At 66.8% G+C, this 22,106-nt stretch carries 17 protein-coding genes and 1 pseudogene; 11 read left to right on the forward strand and 7 right to left on the reverse strand.

Annotation, left to right across the window (positions count from 1 at the left end):
- Together HUU95_RS00460 and HUU95_RS00465 are read right to left on the reverse strand one after the other, a co-directional pair.
- A partial coding sequence (locus tag HUU95_RS00460; protein WP_254602531.1) for a tyrosine-type recombinase/integrase occupies nucleotides 1-446 on the reverse strand: 446 nt, incomplete at its 3' end.
- A 3-nt stretch (nucleotides 447-449) separates the two neighbouring features.
- Nucleotides 450-1,579 (reverse strand): IS3 family transposase gene (locus tag HUU95_RS00465; protein WP_174278276.1). Its coding sequence is split into 2 segments (ribosomal slippage): nucleotides 450-1,327 and nucleotides 1,327-1,579, totalling 1,131 coding nucleotides; the frame shifts between segments, so codons are not numbered across the junction.
- Between the two features lie 379 nt (nucleotides 1,580-1,958).
- Here HUU95_RS00465 and HUU95_RS00470 point away from each other — a divergent pair.
- Both HUU95_RS00470 and HUU95_RS00475 read left to right on the forward strand, forming a co-directional pair.
- Nucleotides 1,959-2,843, forward strand: a complete 885-nt coding sequence (locus HUU95_RS00470; protein ID WP_254602533.1) for an enoyl-CoA hydratase-related protein — start codon at nucleotides 1,959-1,961, stop codon at nucleotides 2,841-2,843.
- Nucleotides 2,844-3,022: 179 nt separating this feature from the next.
- Nucleotides 3,023-3,241, forward strand: coding sequence for a hypothetical protein (locus tag HUU95_RS00475; RefSeq protein ID WP_174278277.1), 219 nt, complete (start codon nucleotides 3,023-3,025; stop codon nucleotides 3,239-3,241).
- Nucleotides 3,242-3,429: 188 nt separating this feature from the next.
- On the opposite strand, the gene HUU95_RS00480 is transcribed toward HUU95_RS00475, so the two are convergent.
- From HUU95_RS00480 to HUU95_RS00490, 3 genes are all read right to left on the reverse strand, one after another.
- Nucleotides 3,430-5,829 (reverse strand): TonB-dependent receptor, encoded by a 2,400-nt coding sequence (locus HUU95_RS00480; protein ID WP_368039784.1) that lies wholly within the window; start codon nucleotides 5,827-5,829, stop codon nucleotides 3,430-3,432.
- Nucleotides 5,830-5,983: 154 nt separating this feature from the next.
- Complete coding sequence (locus tag HUU95_RS00485) at nucleotides 5,984-6,976, reverse strand: NAD(P)H-dependent flavin oxidoreductase (RefSeq protein WP_174278279.1); 993 nt, start codon at nucleotides 6,974-6,976, stop codon at nucleotides 5,984-5,986.
- Nucleotides 6,977-7,002: 26 nt separating this feature from the next.
- Nucleotides 7,003-8,208: a serine hydrolase domain-containing protein gene (locus HUU95_RS00490; protein ID WP_174278280.1), complete on the reverse strand. Its 1,206-nt coding sequence runs from the start codon at nucleotides 8,206-8,208 to the stop codon at nucleotides 7,003-7,005.
- A gap of 225 nt (nucleotides 8,209-8,433) precedes the next feature.
- Here HUU95_RS00490 and HUU95_RS00495 point away from each other — a divergent pair, with 225 nt between their 5' ends.
- Complete coding sequence (locus tag HUU95_RS00495; RefSeq protein ID WP_174278281.1) at nucleotides 8,434-9,471, forward strand: AraC family transcriptional regulator; 1,038 nt, start codon at nucleotides 8,434-8,436, stop codon at nucleotides 9,469-9,471.
- Nucleotides 9,472-9,566: 95 nt separating this feature from the next.
- Nucleotides 9,567-10,667 carry an NADH:flavin oxidoreductase gene (locus HUU95_RS00500; RefSeq protein WP_174278282.1) on the forward strand — a complete coding sequence of 367 codons (1,101 nt, stop codon included), beginning with the start codon at nucleotides 9,567-9,569 and terminating at the stop codon, nucleotides 10,665-10,667.
- Nucleotides 10,668-10,751: 84 nt separating this feature from the next.
- Here the strand turns inward: HUU95_RS00500 and HUU95_RS00505 are convergent, their stop codons facing one another.
- Nucleotides 10,752-11,723 carry an NAD(P)H-quinone oxidoreductase gene (locus tag HUU95_RS00505; protein WP_254602534.1) on the reverse strand — a complete coding sequence of 324 codons (972 nt, stop codon included), beginning with the start codon at nucleotides 11,721-11,723 and terminating at the stop codon, nucleotides 10,752-10,754.
- Between the two features lie 399 nt (nucleotides 11,724-12,122).
- On the opposite strand from HUU95_RS00505, the gene HUU95_RS00510 reads away from it, so the two are divergent.
- From HUU95_RS00510 to HUU95_RS00540, 7 genes and pseudogenes are all read left to right on the forward strand, one after another.
- Nucleotides 12,123-13,385 carry an acyl-CoA dehydrogenase family protein gene (locus HUU95_RS00510; protein WP_174278283.1) on the forward strand — a complete coding sequence of 421 codons (1,263 nt, stop codon included), beginning with the start codon at nucleotides 12,123-12,125 and terminating at the stop codon, nucleotides 13,383-13,385.
- Nucleotides 13,382-14,413, forward strand: a complete 1,032-nt coding sequence (locus HUU95_RS00515) for a phosphotransferase family protein (RefSeq protein WP_254602535.1) — start codon at nucleotides 13,382-13,384, stop codon at nucleotides 14,411-14,413. Before HUU95_RS00510 ends, HUU95_RS00515 begins: the two co-directional genes overlap by 4 nt.
- A gap of 13 nt (nucleotides 14,414-14,426) precedes the next feature.
- Nucleotides 14,427-15,206, forward strand: a complete 780-nt coding sequence (locus tag HUU95_RS00520) for an SDR family oxidoreductase (protein WP_174278284.1) — start codon at nucleotides 14,427-14,429, stop codon at nucleotides 15,204-15,206.
- A gap of 32 nt (nucleotides 15,207-15,238) precedes the next feature.
- Nucleotides 15,239-16,489 (forward strand): annotated as a pseudogene (locus HUU95_RS00525) (3-hydroxyacyl-CoA dehydrogenase); the annotation flags it as partial.
- Nucleotides 16,486-18,303, forward strand: a complete 1,818-nt coding sequence (locus tag HUU95_RS00530) for an acyl-CoA dehydrogenase (protein WP_174278286.1) — start codon at nucleotides 16,486-16,488, stop codon at nucleotides 18,301-18,303. The pseudogene HUU95_RS00525 and the gene HUU95_RS00530, both read left to right, overlap by 4 nt.
- Entirely contained in the window at nucleotides 18,303-20,027 is a 1,725-nt protein-coding gene (locus HUU95_RS00535; RefSeq protein ID WP_174278287.1) for a class I adenylate-forming enzyme family protein, read from the forward strand. The genes HUU95_RS00530 and HUU95_RS00535 overlap by 1 nt, the downstream gene beginning before the upstream one ends.
- Nucleotides 20,028-20,118: 91 nt before the next feature.
- Nucleotides 20,119-20,643, forward strand: coding sequence for an RrF2 family transcriptional regulator (locus tag HUU95_RS00540; RefSeq protein ID WP_217429684.1), 525 nt, complete (start codon nucleotides 20,119-20,121; stop codon nucleotides 20,641-20,643).
- A 615-nt stretch (nucleotides 20,644-21,258) separates the two neighbouring features.
- On the opposite strand, the gene HUU95_RS00545 is transcribed toward HUU95_RS00540, so the two are convergent.
- On the reverse strand, nucleotides 21,259-22,089 hold the full coding sequence (locus HUU95_RS00545) for an aldo/keto reductase (protein ID WP_174278292.1): 831 nt from the start codon (nucleotides 22,087-22,089) through the stop codon (nucleotides 21,259-21,261).
- Nucleotides 22,090-22,106 lie beyond the last annotated feature (17 nt).

Genomic DNA, 22,106 nt, shown 5'->3' on the forward strand with positions numbered 1-22,106 from the left:
CGGTCCTTGCGTCCCTTGCCCTCCTCGATGCGGATCAGCATCCGCTTGCTGTCGATGTCGTCGGCCTTGAGGTGCGCGACCTCCGATACGCGCAGGCCGGCGCCATAGGCGACACCCAGCGCCGCGCGGTACTTGATGCCCGGTGCTGCCTCCAGAAGCCGCGCCACCTCGTCGACGCTGAGCACGTCGGGCAGCTTCCTGGGACGAGGTGCCAGCACCAGCCGCCGCGAGAGATCCGGTCGGTCGAGCGTCACCGTGAACAGGAAGCGCAGCGCCGACACCGCGGCGCCGATGACGGACTCACTGATGCCTTGCTCGCGCTGATGGACCTGGAAGCGCCGGACGTCCTCGGCGGTCGCGCTATCCGGCGAGCGTCCCAGGAATGCCGCGAAGGTGCGCACGTGGCGAACATAGTCGTGCTGGTGACGTGCTCCCCGAAGCTCCACCAGTCATAACTGGAGTCCGAGGTTGGTATGGTGCCCCTCGGGGCGGTGTTGCACAACCCGCCTGGCAGCATCGGCGGGCGTCAGCCCGCCAACACCGCTATGCGGCCGCACATGGTTGTAGTCGTCGCGCCAGAGCCGCAGCACCGAGCGGGCATGGCCGAGCGACACGAACAGCGTCTCGTTGAGGCATTCGTCGCGCAAGCGGCCGTTGAAGCTCTCGACGTAGCCGTTCTGTTGCGGCTTGCCCGGCGCGATGTAATGCCACTCGACAGGGCGCTCCTGCGTCCATCTCAGGATCGCCAGGCTGGTCAGCTCGGTGCCGTTGTCGCTGACGATCATCAGCGGCGGTACACCTTTGACGGCGATGATGGCGTCGAGCTCACGAGCGACACGCGCGCCTGATAGCGAGGTGTCGGCCACCAGCGCCAGACATTCCCGCGTGAAGTCGTCGACCACCGCCAGGATGCGGATGCGCCGGCCGCTGATCAGCGTATCGCTGACGAAGTCGAGGCTCCAGCGCTGGTTCGGACCTTGCAGCAGCGCCATGGGCGCTCGGGTGCCCATCGCTCGCTTGCGGCCACGCCGGCGCCGGACCCGCAGGTTCTCCTCGCGGTACAGCCGCAGCAGCTTCTTGTGGTTCATGACCAGCCCCTCGCGGGCCAGCATGATCCCAAGCCGACGGTAGCCGAAGCGACGGCGCTCGGCCGCGATCTCGCGCAGCCGCGACCGCAGGTCGCCATCGTCACTACGCCGGGGCGCGTAGCGCACCGACGTCCTGTCCACGCCGAAGATGGTACAGGCCCGACGCTCGCTGATGCCGAACAACTGCCGAGCATGCTCGACAGCCTTCCGCTGAGCGGCGGGCCTCACCAGTTTTTTGCCGCGACTTCCTTCAGCACGGCGTTGTCGAGCATGGCGTCGGCCAGCAGCCGTTTGAGCCGGCCGTTCTCCTCCTCCAGCACCTTCAGCTTGCGGGCCTGCGACACGTCCATGCCGCCGTACTTGGCCTTCCACGCATACAGCGTCGCGCTGCTGATGCCGTGCTTGCGGCACACGTCGGCGGTCTTCATCCCGCCCTCCTGCTCGCGCAGCACCGCGATGATCTGCTCCTCGCTGAACCTGGTCTTCTTCACGTCCGTCTCCTCACGAAGGCGGACTCTAGCTCAGACTGGCGGAGTTTCAGGGGAGCACGTCACGGTGAGATCGTTGAGGTTGATTGAATTCAGCAACGGTACGCAGCGTCACCGTCGCAAGTGGTACTCTCTAATCGCGTCGTCGTGACGGACGCTTGCCAGTGACGGCGAGTGTTTCAAGCACCTGCTCGACGCGCTGACGGCGCTTGGGGGTGTGCGGCTGGCGAAGGCAGCGGCGAGGGCAGGGCTACCCGACGCTCTTAATGTTTCCGCAACCCACGCACGCTGTTGGAGCGCCTTCTTCGAAACCAAGCGAGGTCACCTTATAAGGTATAATCATTGTTGCAGTTAGGAAGCCGCCCGGTTAATCAGATTGGGTATGCGGGCCGGTCTCGTTGTCTGGCCTCGAGAGAGCCTTCTTGGTGGAGAAGCCACAATGCCCAGTCGCGACATCGATACCGGCTCGGTTGAACTGCTGGCCAAACAGGATGGTGGCGTCCTCACGCTGACGCTCAATCGTCCCGCGGCACGCAACGCGATGACGGGCGCGATGATCGAGGCGCTCAGCCGGCAGCTGGAACTAGCCGAGGCGGACTCAAGCGTGCGGTGCGTCGTGCTCACCGGCGCGGGCAAGGGCTTCTGCGCGGGTGGCGACGTGAAGGGAATGGCGAGCGCGTCCGAGGACGATGGCAGCGCCCTGTTGATCGACGAGTTCATCGCGGCCCAAAGGCGCGCGCAGCATGCGACCGCAGGCCGCCTGTTCAAGATGCCGAAGCCGACCTTGGCGGTGATCAACGGCGCGGCTGCGGGCGCCGGCCTTTCGCTCGCCCTGGCGTGCGATCTCAGGATCATGTCGTCCGCCGCCGTGCTCACCACGGCCTTCGCCAAGGTCGGCCTATCGGGCGACTGGGGCGGCACCTACTACATGACGCAGCTGGTCGGGCCGGCCAAGGCGCGGGAGTTCTACTATCTGTCGGATCGGGTCGACGCGGCCAGCGCGCTGTCGCTCGGGCTGACGAACTGGCTCTGTGCACCGGATGAGCTTGACGTGAAGGCCGCCGAGGTTGCCGGTCGTCTGGCGGCAGGCCCGGGTGTCGCCTTCCGGTACATGAAGGAGAACCTGAACCGGGCGCTCCCCGGCGGGCACGACGACTGCCTGGACGTGGAGGCGACGCATCACGTTCATTGCTTCGCGACAGAGGACAACAAGTCCGCCGTCGAGGCGTTCATCGCCAAGCGTGAGCCGGTCTTCGGCGGCAGGTGACCACTGGATGGCCGGGGCTGGCGTGCGCCCTCGCCAGCCCCGGAGCGGTCTTGCGTGGAGGCACCTTCGACGCGATCACACCAGCGGGTGCGGCAGAGTTAGGACTTCGATAACAGCAACCTATCATAGGCGAAGCCATGCAGCCGCGCGTGCGTTTTCGGGCAGACGCAGCAGGAAAGATGCTGCGCATCGACATGTCGGGCTTCTTCACGCTGGCCGCCGTTGCCGACTATGTGGAGCAGAGGCGGGCCGCGTTCCTCCAATTGCGCTGCGGCCCTGGACAGCACGTCACGCTGTGCGATCTCCGGGATTGCCAGGTCTCGATGCAGGAGGTGCTGAACGCCTTCGCCGACGCGCTCGGCGATCCGAGACCAGGGCGCGGCGCATCGCTTTCGTGACCGGCAGCGGCCTGCTGCGCCAGCAAATCCGCCGGATGGTAGAACCGGAACGGGCGCTGCTTCGACGCGGCAACCGAAGCGTTGACCTGGCTGCGCGAGCCACAGGGCGCCTGAAGAGCATAGATATCATGCCTGTGGCTGAGCGCAGCAATCAGGCGGCTCTCCTACCGCAGCCATGTTGACCGGCGTCAACCGGGCAACGTGTCGGGCGGCGTCACTGCCGAGAGCCGCTCCGCTTGGACCTGGGTCAAAAAAACATATCGAAAGCCGATGCCGAAGTTGCGCGGCGGCGCGTAGGACACCGATTTTTCCGCGCCGAGCAGGGGAGAGTAGATCGTGGTGCCAGTCAGGACCAGCTCGTTGGTGACGTTTCGGACATAGCCGAACAGCTTCCACTTCTCCGACGACGGCCCGATCGAAGCGCTGAGGTCAAGCCGCCCTACCGGCTTTTGGGCATTCGCCGGATCGTTGAATTCGTTGAAGAAGGTGCGGCTCTGGTAGGAAAAGCCGGTGCCCAGATTGGCGACATAGCCGGCAGTCGGTTCGAAGCGGTAATCAATGCCGAGCGTCGCGTTCCAGCGCGCCACGTAGGGGAGTTGGTTGCCGGCAAGGTTCTCCTTGGGCCCGGTCGCGCCCGGGAATATTCGCGCGTTGCTGAATTGCTTCAGCGTTGGATCGAGATAGCCGACGCTACCATTCACCTTCAGACCCGAGGCAGGCGCCACGACGACCTCCAGCTCGGCTCCGTTGATCTCCGCCTTGGGCGCGTTGACCAGCGCGAGAATGGTGCCGATGAGCTGCGAGATCTGCAGGTCGTCGTAGGTGCTGTGGAATGCCGCCGCGTTGACCTGCAGTCGCCGGTCGAAGAAGGTCGACTTGAAGCCCGCCTCGATGCTCTTCACCTGCTCCTTGCGCACGGGCGTCGTCTGTAGCGCACCGAGGTTGATCGCCCCGTCCTTGAACGCCGTCGAGTAGTTGGCATAGGCGAGGATCGTGGGCGTGAACTGCGCCTCGCCTCCGACCTTGAACGGCACATAGCTGTTCTTGAGATTGTTGGGTGAGTTCGCGACGTTGATCTTGAAGGTCGGAATATTGAGAAGCTCTAACGCCCGCTTGCGCGTCTCGCTGTATCGGACCTGCCCCGTCACCGCGAAGATGTCGGTAAGCCTCAGCCGAAGGTCGGTATAGAAAGCGAAGCTCTCGGTGCGGATGCGCCCGCCCGCGAGCGTGTCGAGCGGGACGGGGATCGACGCGCTCGGGCCACCCACATAGGTGCTCGGCGCATCCCACAACACCGTGTTGAGCTGGTACTGGCGGAAGTTGAGATAGGTGCCGCCGATCAGCCACCGAAACGGCTGATCTCCCGCCGACGCATAATGGGCGTCGCCATAATAGTCGTTGCTCGACGTCTGCCGGATGTAGCTGCAATTGTTGACGGGCGTGCCGTCGCAATCGTTGTCGAAGAATTGACTGCTGTGACGGTAGTTGCCGGTCAGCGTCAGCGTCCCGCCACCGATCGGCTGATCCAGGTTGGCGTTGAGCACCGTCACCTTGGTACGATACGCACCCTCGTCGACGGTGATGTTGCGCGGCCTGTTGCTCGGCACCGCCCCGTTCAACGCTTGCGCCGGATAGATAAAGCCGGGCGTGGGGACGACCGCCAGCGCCGGGCCGTTCTCGCTCTCGCGATAATAGCTTGCAAGCAGCGATAGCGTGCCGCCGCCGCCCAGGGCGGTGCGGGTCTGAAGCCTGGCCGCCTGCGTGTCCAGATCGTCGAACCGGTCCGGCGCCGTCGGGCTGCTCCGATAATCGTTGCGGACATAGCCGGCGAGGTGCCGCGTCTGGAACGACAGCCGGGCGTCCGTATCCGCCAAGCCCAGCGGGCCGGAGATGTAGCCTTCGCCGTCGACGCGGCCGTAATTACCGGCGGTCAGCGCGATCTGACCTTCAGGTTCGGCCGTCGGGCGGGCGGAGATGACGCTGATCGCCCCGCCGGTCGCGTTCCGGCCATAGAGGGCGCCCTGTGGGCCGCGGAGCACCTCGACCCGCTCGACATCGAAGAAGCCGGTGTTGGCCGTGGTCTGGTCGGAGATGTAGGCGTTGTCCTGGTACAGGGCCACGCCGGGATCGCCGCCCGCGTTGATGAACGTGTTACCGATCCCGCGGATATAGAGCTGCGTCGTATTGCTGGTCCCGGCGAAGTTGACGTTGGGCACCGCCTGCTTCAGGTCGTCCAACCCGGAGCGGCCCTGGAGCTGAAGGGCGGCACCGCTCACGACGGAAATCGCCTGCGGCGTTCGCTGAAGCGACGTTTCCCGTCGAGTCGCGGTGACTATGATGTCCTGAATTCCAACGGAGCCGGCACCGGGCTGAGCTCCGGCGGTGGGTTGCGCTGGGGCCGTGGCGGCCGGTGTCTCGCCCTGTGCCTGTCGCGGCGCTTGAGGCTGCTCGGTTGCGGCTGGGGCGGGGGCGGTCGTATCCTGGGACGTCGAAGGCGTGGCCTGCTGCGGCTGCGCTTGAGCCAGCTGGGGCGACATCATCGCGACACAGAGCGCGCCCCACGAAACTAGTCCGTTCACGGCCTTCATGATGTTCCTCTCCTTCGCGGCCCGTGCCTTGCGCTGGCAAGTCGGCGCCTGTTGTTGAGGTCATGCTGCGGGCGCGGCTCGCCCGGTGTCGAGGACAGATTGCGCGTGCCGGGGGACAGTTCGGAAGGTGGCCTGCGACGCGAGCGACGCTCGCTTAAGCAGCAGCAGCCAGGTTCAACCGCATGGTCTCACCTTGAAGCACGGTGAGCGCCTCCCGGTACTCGCGCAAAAAGCCTGCGATCAGATCGGCGGCGGGCTGGACATGGTCGATCGCCCCGATGCCCTGTCCGCAGCCCCAGATGTCCCGCCAGGCCTTGACCCCGGTGTTGCCTCCCGAACCGAAGTTCATGGCGCTCGGATCGGCGTGCGGCAGGTCGTCCGGATCGAGGCCGGCCGCAGCGATGGAGCCCCGAAGGTAGTTGCCGTGAACGCCGGTGAACAGGTTGGTGTAGGTGATGTCTCGAGCCGACGACTCCACCACGCCCGCCTTGTAGGCGTCGGATGCGTTCGCCTCGGACGTCGCGATGAAGGCCGACCCGATATAGGCGAGATCGGCGCCGACGGCCTGAGCGGCCAGGATGGCGTGACCCGATCCGATCGCGCCGGAAAGCGCCAACGGACCGCTGAACCAGGAGCGGATCTCGCGGACCAGAGCGAAGGGCGACAGCGTTCCCGCGTGGCCTCCCGCCCCGGCCGCGACCGCGATCAGCCCATCGGCTCCTTTCTCCACCGCCTTGCGCGCGAACCGATCATCGATGACGTCGTGAAACGTCAGCGCGCCCCAGCGGTGCGCCGCCTGATTGACCTCCTCGCGCGCTCCGAGCGAGGTGATCACGAGCGGCACCTTGTGCTTCTCGCAAAGGGCGAGATCCTGGTCGAGCCGGTCGTTCGAGCGGTGCACGATCTGGTTGACGGCGAAGGGGGCCGCCGGCGTTTCGGGATGGGCGCGATCCCAGGCCGCGAGCTCCTCGTTGATGCGGGCGAGCCATTCGTCGAGCAATGACAGCGGCCGCGCGTTGAGTGATGGGAACGAGCCCACGATACCTGCCGTGCACTGCGCGATCACCAGGTCCGGGTTGGAGATGAGAAACAGCGGTGACGCGATCACCGGCAGGCGGAGGTCGGCCAAGATGGGCGGCAGTGACATGTTTGACCCTTATGACGCGGGCTGCTTCAGCGAACCCAGAAGCCTGGCTCGGACGAGCGGAACCCGAGACTCTGATAGGCGGCATCGACCAGCGACTGACCTCGGTCGTTCAGCCCCACGCCCCCGCCGTGGCGGTTCATCACATAGCCGAAGGACATCTGGGCCGAGCCGTCCGCAAACCCGATGCTGCCGCCCATGCCCGGAGTGCCGAACGCCTGCTCCCCGATGATCACATGGGAGCCGGGTCCGAGCGAGCGAGCGCCCCAACTCTTTGAATAGCCAAGCGTGAAGGTGGTCGGGAGCCTCAGCATCAGGTCGCAGTCGGACGCGGATCGGGTGACCCGCATCCCCGCGAGCCTCTCCTCGCCGACCAGGCGCACGCCGTCGACCGAACCGTCGAGCGACAGGGGGGCATAGACGCGGGCCAGTGCGCGGGCGTTGGCGATGCCGCCATGGGCGGGCAGTTCGGCGGCATAGAGGGCCGCCTGGTCCGTGATCACGCCCCCGCCGTTGGTGATCAGCTTGAGGCCATACCAATCCGGCTCCGTGCTGAGCTTCCGGACAAAGGCCGACTTCGGGTCCGGGTCGCCCATCACCAGGCTGGCGACCCGACCATGTTCCGCCTCGGGCAGACCGATCCAGGCGTCCGCGCCCAGCGGACCGGCCACCTCCTCGCGCAGAAACGCGCCGATCGTCCGCCCATCGACCCGTCGGACGATCTCGCCTTCAAGGAAGCCGAGCGTCTGCGCGTGATAGCCTTGCGCCGTGCCGGGTTCCCAGATCGGTCGCTCGGCCGCGAGTCGCCCGACCGCCAGATCCCAATCGAGCAATGCGCCGTTGGGCAACTGCTCCTGCCACACCGGCAGGCCCGCCTGATGGCTCATCACCATGGCGACGGTGATGCCCTCCTTGCCGTTGGCGGCGAACTCGGGCCAGTAATCGGCGACGGGCGCGTTCAGGTCCAGCTTGCTCCGATCAGCAAGCATATGGAGGCAGGTCGCGGCTAGGCCCTTGGTGGCGGAGTAGACGACCGCCATCGTGTCCTGCTTCCAGGGTGCGCCGGCCTCGCGATCCGCGACCCCGGCCCAAAGGTCGACCACGGGCCGGCCCTCGATGGTGATCGCCACGGACGCGCCGAGTTCGCCGCGCTCGGTGAAATTGCGCCGGAACTCCTCGGCGACCGCCTCGAAGCCCGGTTCGCAGCTTCCCTCCACGACGATGCCGCTGCTCATGATCGTTCTTCCCTCACGTCGGCCGCCCAGACGGCTCCTTGCTTAAACTGCAATTCCTAGTATTACTGATCAGGAGTCGAGGACAACACCGACGCGGATGAGGACATGTCTAATGCATTGGCAGGCCAGCGGAGGCCGAAAGTGGTAGATGGCGCGTCGACATCGCGCGGGCGTGACTACGAGTTGCCCCTATCCTGGGCCGGGCAGACGCTTCGGCTTGCCGCCTTGGACGGGATCAGTATCGCCGGCGCGCTTGCGACGCTCGGGGTCGATGTCGAGGAAGATCCCACACGGGACTCGGGACTCGACCCGGCCGAATGCATGTTGCTGTGCATGTTGCTCGTGAACGCGGTGGATGACGAGCTGCACGGCCTGACGGCGTCGCGCATGGTCTGCGGCACCGCTTCCATGGGCGCGCGCGCGATCGCCTCTGCGCGCACGCTGGAGGACGCGATCAGAACCCTGTGCCGCTTCTACCACATGATCGGCGGGACATGCAGCTTCTCCCTGCAATGCGCCTCTGGGGAAGCGACGCTGACGATCCGGGCCGAGCGCGGCAAGGGCGACCAACGTGCCTTCATCGAGGAGCTGCTGGCGCACACGGCGCACATCCAGTTGTCCTATTTCTTCGGCGCCCTGCTGCCGTTGACGCGCTTCGTCACATCGACCTCGCGTCACCCCCATGTGGGACGACGGCACCCCTACTTCCTCTGCCCGACGGTGACGGGCCTGACCACGACGCTGGCGTTCCCGGTCGAGCTCCTGACGGCGCAATCGCGTGGGCTGACGGTCGACTACCCGCTCTGGGAGGCGTGCCGCTTCTGGCTCGCCCGCCATCCGGCGACGAGAGTCCCGGTCAATGACGACGACGCCGAGCGTCCGGTTTCCGGTGCGCTCGTCACCGTGCTGCGGCGCGCCGACCTGTCGATCGCGGATTGTTCCGTCCGGCTCGGAACAAACCTTGTGGACCTGAGACGAGACCTGGCGTCGGAAGGCACGTCGTTCCGGCAGGTTCGGCAGACGGCGCTGATCGAGCGCGCCCGCCCCCACCTCCTCGCCGGCTGCTCCGTCGACGATCTCGCCGCGGCACTGGGCTATTCGGACGCCCGGAGCTTCCGACGCGCCCTGAAGCTCGCGACGGGCCTGTCGATCTCGGACATGCGCCGTGATGCCCAGGCGACTGTCGCGGACCGCACGCCGCTGATGACGAGGCTGCGTGGCGAGATCCTTCGCCTGGATCGAAGCGGCTCGTCAGCGCGGTAGCGATGATGTGCGCTACTGCGAGTTGCATAATGCTCGGATGAGCGGCTATCGGTGCGCGGTGCTGTCGAGCACGCTTTGATCGCAGGAGATGCGCCGTGTCCGTGGACGCCCTTTTCGAGCCCTTCAGCCTGAAGAACCTGACATTGCCGAACCGCGTCGTCATGGCCCCCATGACCCGCTCCATGTCGCCCGACGGCTACCCGACCGACGAGGTCGCCGGCTATTATGCGCGCAGGGCAGCGGGCGGCACCGGCCTCCTCATCTCGGAAGGCACCGGCGTCAATCGGCCGGCGTCGGTCAACGGTCAGAACATTCCGCGCTTCCACGGCGAGCGGGAACTTGCGGGGTGGAAGAAGGTGATCGACGACGTCCACGCGGCGGGTGGGCTGATGGCGCCGCAGCTCTGGCACGTCGGCGCCATGCCTTCACCCTACAAGAACGGTCCGACGCATGATCTCTACGAGAGCCCTGCCGGGCTGCTGAAGCCGGGCAAGACCTATGGCAAGACCATGGGTGACGCCGACGTCGCCGACACCATCGCCGCCTTCGGGACGGCGGCGGCCGACGCCAAGCGTCTCGGCTTCGACGCGGTGGAACTGCATGGAGCGCATGGTTACCTGATTGATCAGTTCTTCTGGATGGAGACGAACCAGCGTCAGGACGCCTTCGCCGGGCCGACCATCCGCGAGCGGGCGCGTTTCGCGGCCGACATCATCCGCACCGTTCGAGCAGCGGTCGGTCCCGACTTTCCCATCATCATCCGCCTGTCGCAATGGAAGCAGCAGGATTTCGGTGCGCGGCTGGCCGAGACGCCCGAGGCGATGGATGAGTGGCTGAGCACGCTGGTCGAGGCCGGCGCCGATGTGCTGCACTGCTCGCAACGGCGTTTCTGGGAACCGGAGTTCGAGGGATCGGACCTGAACTTCGCCGGCTGGGCGAAGAAGCTGACCGGAGCGACGACGATCACGGTGGGCTCCGTCGGCCTCACCGGCGAGTTCGTCGCCGCTTACGGTGGGGAACGGTCGGAGCCCGCCTCGCTGGACGAACTCATCCGCCGGCTGGAGCGAGGCGACTTCGACCTCGTGGCGGTCGGCCGGGCGCTGCTCCAGGATCCGCGATGGGCCGCCAAGGTTCGTGAGGGCCGTGCGGACGAGCTGCAGAATTTCGAAGCCTCCGCTTTCGCCACCCTGTCCTGATCGCATCGCCAACCGAGCGCGTGGCCGACGGCATCCGGCAGGTGCCGTCGGTGTCGCGCGGCGCAAGCTGGCGTTTTGCTGGCTCTAGCCAGCGCCCACGTCGAGTACGATCTTGCCTGTGTGCTCGCCGGCCTCCATGCGCTCGTGCGCTTCGGCCGCGCGAGCGAACGGTAACACCGTGTCGATGACCGGCTTGAACCTGCCGTCCTCGATCCACGGCCAGACCATGCGCTCGATCTCGCTCGCCAGGGCCGCCTTCTCATCCGCGGACCGACCTCTCAGCGTCGAGCCGGTCACCACCGCGCGTTTCTGCATGAGCGTGAAGATCGGCAAGGTCACCTCTGCTCCGCCGAGCGCGGCGATGAAGACGATCCGCCCGTCCGTGTTGAGCGTCTCCAGATCTTTCGCGAACGTGTCGCCGCCGACCATGTTGAGCACGACGTCGGCACCGCCGTGGCGCTTCACCGCCTCGACATAGTCCTGCTTCGACGCGTCGATGCTCAGGTCCGCGCCAAGCCGGGCTGCCGCGTCTGCCTTCGCCGCTCCGCGCGAGGTCGCGATGACGGTTGCGCCGGCCGCCTTTGCCATCTGTATCGCCGTCACGCCGATGCCAGAACTGGCGCCATGGACAAGCAGTGTCTCGCCCCGCCGCAATCCGCCGAGCTGGAACACGTTGGCGAAGACGGTGAACACCGTTTCCGGCAGCCCCGCCGCCTCCTCGAAGGTGAGCTCCCGCGGGACGGGCAGGGCGTGGCGGGGATCGCAGGTAGCGATCTGGGCATAGCCGCCGCCGCCGAGCAGCGCGCAGACACGGTCGCCGACTGACCACCGGCCAGCGGCGCGCATCACCTCTCCGGCCACTTCCAGCCCGAGCGTCTCGGACGCGCCCGGCGGGGGCGGATAGAGGCCCACGCGCTGGAACACGTCGGGACGGTTCACGCCCGCCGCGCGGACGGCGATCACCAGGTCGCCGTCGCGGACCTCCGGCGCCGCGACTTTGTCGAGGTGGAGGGCCTGTGCGTTTCCCTTGCCTCCGGCGATCACGACCGCGTTCATCTGCTCGGGAATGTCAGTCATACCGGTGCTCCATTACCGGGTGATGCGTCGCACCGCCGCTGATCATCGCGGCACGTCACCGTAGGATGGACAGTCGGGATAGCCGCGCGGCCCGGGCGCGTAGAAGGACGCCTGACTGGCTACCTGCCGCGTCGGGTGTCGAGGACATATGCCGGCGTGATCAGGACGTTTTGTACGCCCGCCCGGCGCGGACGACCCTGCCTCCGTAGCAACTCACGCTAGGCGTCATCCCGCAACCTGTCCCTGTCGCCGGCAAATGTGTCCTCGACCCGCGACACCGACCTGAAGATGAACGTGATCCATGGACCAGCGCCTATGCCCACCCTCTCGCCTAGTTTTCACGGTTGGGTCAGCGCCGTCCGCCGAGGAGGAAGGCGCTTGAATTTCGAGCTGACGGCGGATCAGGCCCATCACCGCGAGCGGGTCAAGGGCTTCATGAACGAACGCGTCCGCCCGAGGCTGCGCGACTACGACGAGCAGGCCGCCGCCGAGCCACGCTGGAAGGTGCTGCCGGTGATCGAGGAACTGAAGACGGAGGCTCGCCGCGCCGGGCTCTGGAACCTGTTCATGCCGCCCTCGTCGGGTCATCCGCCCGTCGACGACTCCTTCGAGTTCGAAGGCGAGCAGCTCACCAATCTCGAATACGCGCTGTGCGCCGAGGAAATGGGCCGGGTCCACTGGGCGTCCGAGGTCTTCAACTGCTCGGCGCCCGATACCGGCAACATGGAGGTGCTGCTCCGCTACGGCACGCTGGATCAGAAGGAGGAATGGCTCCGGCCGCTGATGCGCGGCGAGGTGCGCTCGGCCTTCCTCATGACCGAGCCCGGCGTGGCCTCGTCCGACGCGACCAACATCGAAACCTCCATTCGTCCCGACGGCGACGAGTACGTTATCGACGGCACCAAATGGTGGTCGAGTGGCGCGGGCGACCCGCGCTGCAAGCTCGCGATCGTGATGGGCAAGACCGACCCGGAGCAGCACCGCTACCGGCAGCAAAGCATGGTGCTTGTCCCCATGGAAACGGCCGGTGTGCGCATCGCCCGCATGTTGCCCGTCTTCGGCTACGACCATGCGCCGCACGGGCATGGCGAAATCATGTTGGAAGGCGTGCGCGTTCCCGCGGACAACATGCTGCTCGGCGAAGGGCGGGGGTTCGAGATCGCGCAAGGCCGGCTTGGCCCCGGACGCATCCACCACTGCATGCGCACCATCGGGATCGCCGAGGAGGCGCTCGCCTCCATGGCACGACGCCTGCTGGGCCGGACGGCGTTCGGCAAGCGCATCGCCGACCAGTCGGTCTGGGAGGAACGCGTCGCGCGCGCGCGCATCGACATTGAGATGTCCCGGCTGCTCTGCCTCAAGGCAGCCGACATGATGGACAGGGCGGGCAACAAATCCGCACAGCTCGAGATCGCGATGATCAAGGTCCAGGCGCCGACCATGGCGCTGAAGATATTGGACGATGCCATCCAGGCGCATGGCGGCGGCGGCGTGTCGGATGACTTCCACCTTGCCACGGATTGGGCCGGCATTCGAACGTTGCGCTTCGCCGACGGTCCCGACGAGGTGCACAACCGGGCGATCGCGCGCGCCGAGTTCGGCAAATATGCCGCGCCCTTGCACGAAGGGCGCTCGGCTTGAGCGAAGCGGCAATCCTCGACCGCACCGGGGCGCTGCGGGACTGGTTCGACACGCACCTGCCTACCACGACGGCGCCGCTGCGCTTGGACAAGTTCCCCGGAGGCCAGTCGAATCCGACCTACCGCGTCTCTACGGGCGAAACCACGTACGTGCTTCGGCGCAAGCCATCCGGGACGGTCCTGCCCTCCGCGCACGCCGTGGAACGCGAGTTCCGGCTGCTGTCGGCGCTGCACCCGGTCGGCTTCCCCGTCCCCGAGCCACTGGCCTTGTGCGAGGATCCGTCGGTTATCGGCGCGCCATTCTACGTGATGACCTTGGTTGAAGGTACGATCCACTGGAATGGTGCGCTGCCCGATCGTCCGGCCGAAGAACGTCGCTGCATTTACGAAGGTCTGATCGACACGCTCGCGCGGCTCCATACCTTGGAGCCGGCGGCGGTCGACTTGGAGGATTTCGGTCGACCCGGCGATTTCTTCGCCCGCCAGCTCGACCGGTGGACGAGGCAGCACCACGCGAGCCGCATGAAGCCGGTGCCGGAGCTGGACAAGCTCGTCGACTGGCTGCCGCGGCATCGCCCGCCGCAGCGCCGCTCGACCATCGTGCATGGCGATTACCGGATCGATAACGCCGTGTTCGCCGGCCCGGGGCCGCGTGTGGCGGCGTTGCTCGATTGGGAGCTGGCGACGATCGGCGATCCGCTGGCCGACATCGCCTATCTGGCGTTGGGCTGGATCCTTCCCGCCGAGGGCCGCTCCGGGCTGGCCGGCCTCGATCCTTTGCCGGCGGGCATTCCGACGCTCGACGACGTGATCGCCCGCTACTGCGCGGCGACCGGACGGGACGGGATACCCGAGCTACCATGGCTGCTGGCGTTCAGCCTGTTCCGCCTCGCGGTCATCCTTCAAGGCGTCGGCAAGCGGGCCGCGCAGGGCAACGCTTCCGGCGGATCGGCGGCGCAGGAGGCGGCTCGGGTCGGATCGCTCGCGCGCGCCGCGTGGGAACATGCCCGAGCAGCGGGCGCGTCATGAGCGAGGAGTGGTGATGCGATCCTTCGATCTTATCGGAAAGGTAGCGGTCGTGACCGGATCCTCCCGGGGCATCGGCCGCGCGATCGCCGGCGCGATCGCCGAAGCGGGCGGAACGGTCGTCGTGTCTAGCCGCAAGCAGACGGCCTGCGACGCGGCCGCAGCCGAGATCAACGCGGCGCTCGGGGCGGAGCGCGCGATCGCGATCGCGGCCAGCATCTCGGACAAGGCCGCGCTCCAGGCGATGATCGACGAGACGCGCGCGCGGCTCGGCCCCATCGATATTCTCGTATGCAACGCGGCGACCAACCCCTATTACGGCCCGCTGCTGGAGATCGGTGACGCCGAGTTCCGCAAGGTGCTGGAGAACAACGTTCTGGCGAGTCACTGGCTCGTCCAGATGGTCGCGCCCGACATGATCGAGCGGCGCGGCGGCGCGATCATCGTCGTGTCGTCGATCGGTGGCCTGCTCGGCTCGGACCTGATCGGCGCCTACAACATCTCGAAGGCGGCGGACTTTCAGCTCGTCCGCAATCTGGCCGTCGAACTCGGCCGGCATCGCATCCGGGTGAACGCGATCGCGCCCGGCACGATCCGCACCGATTTCGCGCGGGCGCTGTACGAGGATCCGAAAACGGAGGCGGAACTGAACAGGGCGACGCCGCTTGGCCGCATCGGCGAACCCGGCGACATCGCCGGAGCGGCGGTGTTCCTCGCATCCGAAGCGGGAGCCTACATGACCGGGCAGGCCGTCGTGATCGACGGCGGCTTCACCATCGGGAGAACCTCCGCATGACGACGGGCGATGCCGCCGCTTACCTCGACCGAGCGCAGCGGCTCGCGGGCGAGGTCGCCGATCTCGGGCGGGATACGCCGATCCGACCGATCGAACGGGTCGGGATCATCGGCGCAGGCACGATGGGCGGCGGCATCGCCATGAACTTCCTGTCGGCCGGCGTCCCGGTGACCCTGGTCGAAACCGCGCCGGAGCCGCTGGGGCGCGGCGCCACGACGATGCGCCGCAACTACGACGCCACCGCAGCGAAGGGGCGCCTGACGACGGATCAGGTGGAGGCGGCGATGGCGCTGCTCGCCCCCACGCTGGAGTTCGGCGAGCTGGCCGCGTGCGATCTCGTGATCGAGGCGGCGTACGAGGATCTGGCGGTCAAGCGCGACATCTTCGCGCGCCTCGACCGGGTCGCCAAGGACGGCGCGATCCTCGCGTCCAACACCTCCTACCTGAGCATCGACGAGATCGCGGCCGCCACCGGCAGACCGTCGGAGGTGATCGGGCTGCACTTCTTTTCGCCCGCGAACGTGATGAAGCTGGTGGAGGTCGTCCGTGGCGACCGCACCGCGCCGGACGTGCTGGCCACCGGCATGGCCGTCGCGCGCCAGGTCGGGAAGGTGCCGGTCGTGGCGCGGGTCTGCTACGGCTTCATCGGCAACCGGATGTTGATCCCGAGACAGACGGAGGCGACGAAGCTGATCCTGGAGGGCGCAACGCCCGAGCAGGTCGATGCCGTGCATCTGCGTATCGGAATGCCGATGGGTCCGTTCCAGATGGCGGACCTCGCCGGCGTCGACATCGGCTGGCATCGAGACCCCGAGCGCATCGAAAGCCTGTCCGACGCGCTCAACGCCGTCGGCCGCTGGGGTCAAAAGACGACGGCGGGCTATTACGACTATGACGATGGCCGGCGGCCCACCCCGTCACCGGTGACGTCGCGGATACTCGATCATTACCGGGAGCGGTCGGGTATCGAGCCGCGCGCGATCGACGACGAGGAGATCGTCGCGCGCACGCTATACACCATGGTCAACGAGGCGGCGCTGATCCTGGAGGAAGGGATCGCGCAGCGTGCGTCGGACATCGATGTGGTCTTCCGCTTCGGCTATGGCTGGCCGGTCACGTCCGCGGGTCCGATGCGCTGGGCCGACGAGACCGGGCTCGACCGCGTCGTTGCGGGGTTGCAGGCGCACCGGGGACTGCTCGACCCCGACTTCCGGCTGGCGCCGCTGCTGCAACAGCTTGCCTCCGCCGGCGGCCGCTTTACCGGGGAGGCCCCCACGCCATGAGCGACGTCCTGATCCAACCGCGCGACCTGTCCTTCCTGTTGTGGGAGTGGCTGCGTCTCGACGAGCTGCTCGCCCGCCCTGAATATGAAGGCCACGATCGGGAGACGGTCGACGCCGTCCTGAACCTGTCCACCAGCTTGGCCCGGGACTCGTTCCTGCCGCACTTCAAGGAGGCGGATCACCACGAGCCGTCGCTGGACGGCGATGGCGAGGTGCACATCCTGCCGGCCGCAGTGGACGCGCTCAGGCAATATGCCGAGGTCGGGCTGTTCGCCGCCGGGTTCGCGCCGGCGCTGGGTGGGCTCGGCCTGCCGTCGGTCGTGACCTCGGCGTCGCTGGCGCAGTTCACCGCCGCCAACCCGGCCACGGCGGCCTACATCATGCTCACGATCGCCAACGCGCGGCTGATCGCCACGTTCGGGACGCCGGCGCAGGCCGATGCGTTTGCGAGGCCGGAGATCGAGGGACGGCAGCTCGGCACGATGTGCCTGTCGGAGCCGCAGGCCGGCTCCGGGCTGGGCGACATCCGCACGCGCGCGCAGCCGGACGGCGAGGACGTGCTCGGTCCACGCTATCGCCTGAGCGGCACGAAGATGTGGATCTCCGGCGGGGATCAGGACGCGACCCGCAACATCGTCCATCTCGTGCTCGCCAAGATTCCCGAGCCGGACGGTTCGCTCCCGGAGGGAACCAGGGGCATTTCGCTGTTCATCGTGCCCAAATGGCTTGGCACGGCCGAGGGTCATGGTGGCGAGCGCAACGACGTCACCGTCGCGGGACTCAACCACAAGATGGGTTACCGCGGCACGGCCAATTGTCTGCTCAACTTCGGCGAAGGCCGGCACCGGCCGGGCGGCGAACCGGGCGCAGTCGGATACCTTCTCGGGCAAGCGGGTCAGGGTCTCGCGCTGATGTTCCAGATGATGAACGAGGCGCGGGTCGCGGTCGGCCTGGGCGGCGCCGCCATCGCCTATCGCGGCTATCGTCACGCGCTGCGCTACGCCCAGGAACGTACGCAAGGCCGGGCGCTCGACGCGCCGCGCGGGACATCGGCTCCCCTGCCGATCATCGAGCACCCTGATGTCCAGCGGATGCTGCTGGCGCAGAAGGCCTATGCGGAAGGGGCGCTGGCGCTTACGCTTTATTGCGCCAAGCTGGTCGACGAGGAGTCGTTCGACCGCGACGCGAGCGAGTTGCTCGCGCTGATGACGCCGGTCGCAAAGACCTGGCCGTCGGAATGGGGCCTCGTCGCCAACCAGCTCGCGATCCAGGTGCACGGCGGTTACGGCTACACGCGCGATTTCGACGTCGAGCAGCTCTATCGCGACAACCGTCTCAATCCCATCCATGAGGGGACGACGGGGATCCAGGCGCTCGATCTGCTCGGCCGCAAGATCCTCCGCAGCAACGGCGCGGGCCTCGCCGTGCTCGAAGCTCGCGTGCGCAGGACGATCGAGGGCGCGGCCGCTAGCTCCCGGCTCTCCGGGTTCGCCGACCAGTTGTCCGCCGCCTGGCGCCGGCTCGAGGATACGCTGGTCGCCGTCCGCGCCGCCGACCCGAGCCGCGTGTTGGCGAACGCCACGTCCTTTCTACAGGCGTTCGGCCACATCACCGTCGCCTGGCTATGGCTCGACCAGGCGACCGTGTGCGTCGCGGCGCTTGGTGAGAGAACCGGGATCACCGCGTTCCACGAAGGCAAGCTGAGGGCGTGCCGCTTCTTCTACGAATGCGAGCTGCCCGGCGTCTACCCGCTGCTCGGGTTCGTGGACGCGCTCAGTGACGTGGCCGCGAACGTGCCCGTGGAGCAGTTCTGATGGACGGCGACCCAGCGCAAGCCGACCTGCGTCGTGCCCGGCTGGACCATGAGTTCGACCGGACCTGGAACGAGCTGACCGCACCGGGCGCCCTCTTCGAAGTGGAATCGATCCCGGTCCGCGGGCAAGAGCTGCGCCACTATGTGAACGCGCCAGCGGACGCCCGCGCGATGTGGGCTGACGCGGCGAACTGGGGCAGTCGCACGTACCTAGTCTATCGGGATGAGCGCGTCTCCTACGCCCGTGCATGGGAGATCACCGCCTCCGTGGCGGCGTGGTTGAAGGCTCAGGGCGTGAGGCGGGGCGACCGCGTGGCGATCGCCATGCGCAACTACCCCGAATGGCTGCTCATCTACTGGGCCTGCCTGTCGATCGGCGCGGCGGCGGTCGGCATCAACGCCTGGTGGATCGCGGACGAGATCGCCTTTGCCCTCACCGACTCGGCGCCGAAGGTGGTGTTCTGCGACGCCGAGCGGCTCGAGCGCGTGACCGCGTGCGGCGACGCCGCCCGGGATGTCGTCGTCGTAGCCGTTCGGGCGGAGGCAGTCGGCAATCAGATCGCCTGGGCCACCGTGCTCGCTACCCCCGCCGTCATGCCCTTGGCGGTGCTCGACCCCGATGACGATGCGAGCATCCTCTATACCTCCGGAACCACTGGTGTTCCCAAGGGCGCGCAGCTGACCCATCGCGGTCAGATCAACACGCTGATGAACATCGCCTTCGCGACCGAGGTTCATGCCGTGGCCGAGCGGCGGGCGCGCGCGCTGGATGCGCCGAGCCCGGGCGTCGCCGTGGCCCTGGTGACCACCCCCCTCTTTCATGTGACCGCGCTGGGCCTGGCCTATGCGATCACGGCGGGCGGCGGCACGCTGGTGCTGATGCACAAATGGGATGCGGGCGAGGCGCTGCGGCTGATCGAAGCCGAGCGCGTCACCAACCTGAGCGGTGTCCCGACGATCGGCCGCGAGCTTGTCCAGCATCCACGCCTTCTCGACCACGACGTGAGCAGCCTGGGGGCGATCGTGGGCGGTGGCGCGCCGATGCCGCCCGACCTGATCGACAAGATCGAGCGAGTCGACCTTCCCGTGCGTCCTCATACCGGCTTCGGCATGACCGAAGCGTCGGGGGCGATCGCGGCGGCGGCGGGGGACTATCTCGTCGCCAAGCCGGCGAGCTGCGGCCGCATCCTGCCGACCTTCGAACACAGGATCGTCGACGACGAGGGTCGCCCGTGCCCGCCGCTCTCGACGGGTGAACTGTGCATCCGAGGCTGCGGCGTCATCAAGGGATACATCAACCGCCCCGAGGCTACCGCCGACGCGATCCGCGATGGCTGGCTGCATACCGGCGACATCGCCTGGATCGACCCCGCCGGCTTTCTTCACGTGGTCGACCGCAAGAAGGACATGATCCTGCGCGGGGGAGAGAATGTCTACTGCGCAGAGGTGGAGGCGGCGCTCCTCCACCATCCGGCGGTGATCGACGCGTGCGCGTTCGGCGTCGCCGATGAGCGATTGGGAGAGGAGGTCGGCGCCGCGATCCAGGTACGGGAGGGAGCGACGCTCACCGGCATGGAACTGCGCAGTGACGCGCACGAGCGGCTCGCGAAGTACAAGGTGCCACGATATCTATGGTTGCTCAGCTCGCCCTTCCCACGAAATGCCGCTGGAAAGGCGCTGCGTCGGGAGCTCAGGGCAACCCTGCCGGTGGACGAAGCGGTTTAGCCCGCAGAGGCGGGTCGACACGATGCTGGCGCGATTGAACCTGACCGAGGCCTGACGGATCGGCGGCATCCGCACCTGCATTGCGGCAGCGGTGCAATCGGCTTATCTCGCTCCCGTGATCGATCGTCGTTTTCCTACCGCGCTGCAAGTCATGCAGTCCCTCGTGCTGATGGAGCGCGAGGGGCGGCCCTGGGTCAGTTCCGGTGAGTTCGCGTCCTATTTTCGCGTCAACCCGACGCTGATGCGCCGATTGCTGACGACGCTGGTTCAGCATGGTCTTCTGCAGTCGCAGATGGGCCGGAACGGAGGCGTGCGGCTCGCTCGCAAGGCCGAACTCATCAGCTTGCGTGACATCTACCAGGCCGCGGTGGCGGACAAGAAGCTCTGGACGCCGCGAACCGACATCCCGCACCGTTGTACGGTGAGCAGAAATTTTGAGCGCTTTTTTGAGAAGCTCGAGTCCGCCGCTGATCTTGCGCTCACTGATATGCTGGCGCAACGCTCTCTGGCGGAAAGCTTTATGGAATTGGAAGGTCTGGAAAGCTTGCAGGCGATCGCGACTGCATCCTCGTCAAGAACCCATGAAGAGCGTCAGCGGTCCTCCGCCTTTGTCTGAATGTCGTTACGTTCGCCCTTGATATAGCCACAGCTGCCAGCGCACCTCGATATTGATCTTCCATCATCAGAGGATTTTTGCTTGACCAGCGATCGGGTCGGCGTTTCGTCCCGTCTCCCCAGCCAGTGTCCTGCCCGATTCGTTCATCGGGTCGGTCAAATTCCAAGCCGAAGATGGGCTCATCGACGAAGCGGTGCATCTGAACAAATGGCAACTGCTGGGAAGCCGGGTGAGAAACGTGAGTGCCGCCTGCTGGGTCATCCCAGGTCATTCTGCTGCTCGAACCAGCCCGCATAAGTGTGCCGGCAACCATTTGGCGGTTAAGGTCCGACGCACCGTCGTGCTACCAGATCGGTCCGCGCTCGCCAAGTGCTACCTTAGCGCGATCCACGGTCGCGCGTGCCTCGGCAACACCGGCCTCGTCGTCGTGACGCAGCGCAATGCTCACCGCGCGCCTGCCCTCCATCAGCTCGCCTACAAGCAAGGTGCGACGTTCTTCGGGCAGCGACGGGTCCGACCGTTGCCAGAGACACCCCCGAACGACGAAATATCGACCGTCGGGTGTAGTCGGGTGCCTGTCCGCTCACGTCGGGCGCCTGATCGTATTCCGTCCGCTCACAGCATCTCTAGCGGGCGACGATCGCGCGGCCGCGGAAATGCGCCATCCAAGGCAGCGAGATCGTCGTTGGATAGCACGAGTTCGGCAGCCGCGCGGTTCTCGCGAACATGCGCCACCGTACCGGCCTTCGGGATCGCGAGTACCCCGTCCCGGCGCAGCGTCCATGCCAACGCGACCTGCGCCGACGTGGCGCAAACGGACCTTGCCACATGCGCGAGCGCGGGATCCGCGAGGAGGCGCCCCTGCTCGACGGGGCTGTAGGCCATCACAGGCATGGCATGCTCCTCCAGCCAGGGCAGCAGGTCATGCTCGGGACCGCGCCGGGACAGGTTGTAGAGGATCTGATCGGTGACGCAGGCACCTCCGCCTGCCGCGACCAGTTCCTCCATGTCCGCGGTATCGAGGTTGCTGACGCCCCAATGACGTATCTTGCCGACCCGCTTGAGCGCTTCCATCGCCTCGATGGTCTCGCCGAGCGATACCGATCCGCGCCAGTGAAGAAGGTAGAGGTCGAGCCGGTCGGTCTCGAGCCGCTGCAGGCTAGCGTCGCAGGCGCTGACGAGCCGCTTGCGCGATGCGTTCTGCGGGTACGCCTTGCTGACCAAGAACAGCTGGTCGCGAACCCCGCCGAGAGCTTCCGCGATCAGTGTTTCGGCCGCGCCGTCGCCGTACATCTCGGCCGTGTCGATGAGGGTCATGCCCAGCTCGACACCGGCGCGCAGCGCTGCGGTCTCGGCGGCACGCCGATCGCGGCGCTCGCCCATCATCCATGTGCCTTGGCCCAGCGCCGGCACCTTCTCGCCATCGGGCAGCGTCACGGTCTTCATCAACGTCTCGCCAGCAG

Source organism: Sphingomonas bacterium (assembly GCF_903643065.1).
Classification (GTDB): Bacteria; Pseudomonadota; Alphaproteobacteria; order Sphingomonadales; family Sphingomonadaceae; genus Sphingomonas.

Coding starts and splice junctions, on each gene's coding strand:
- HUU95_RS00470 (WP_254602533.1), top strand. CDS start 1,959: ATGCGGGCCGGTCTCGTTGTCTGGCCTCGAGAGAGCCTTCTTGGTGGA.
- HUU95_RS00475 (WP_174278277.1), top strand. CDS start 3,023: ATGCTGCGCATCGACATGTCGGGCTTCTTCACGCTGGCCGCCGTTGCC.
- HUU95_RS00480 (WP_368039784.1), bottom strand. CDS start 5,829: ATGAAGGCCGTGAACGGACTAGTTTCGTGGGGCGCGCTCTGTGTCGCG.
- HUU95_RS00485 (WP_174278279.1), bottom strand. CDS start 6,976: ATGTCACTGCCGCCCATCTTGGCCGACCTCCGCCTGCCGGTGATCGCG.
- HUU95_RS00490 (WP_174278280.1), bottom strand. CDS start 8,208: ATGAGCAGCGGCATCGTCGTGGAGGGAAGCTGCGAACCGGGCTTCGAG.
- HUU95_RS00505 (WP_254602534.1), bottom strand. CDS start 11,723: ATGAACGCGGTCGTGATCGCCGGAGGCAAGGGAAACGCACAGGCCCTC.
- HUU95_RS00520 (WP_174278284.1), top strand. CDS start 14,427: ATGCGATCCTTCGATCTTATCGGAAAGGTAGCGGTCGTGACCGGATCC.
- HUU95_RS00530 (WP_174278286.1), top strand. CDS start 16,486: ATGAGCGACGTCCTGATCCAACCGCGCGACCTGTCCTTCCTGTTGTGG.
- HUU95_RS00535 (WP_174278287.1), top strand. CDS start 18,303: ATGGACGGCGACCCAGCGCAAGCCGACCTGCGTCGTGCCCGGCTGGAC.
- HUU95_RS00545 (WP_174278292.1), bottom strand. CDS start 22,089: ATGAAGACCGTGACGCTGCCCGATGGCGAGAAGGTGCCGGCGCTGGGC.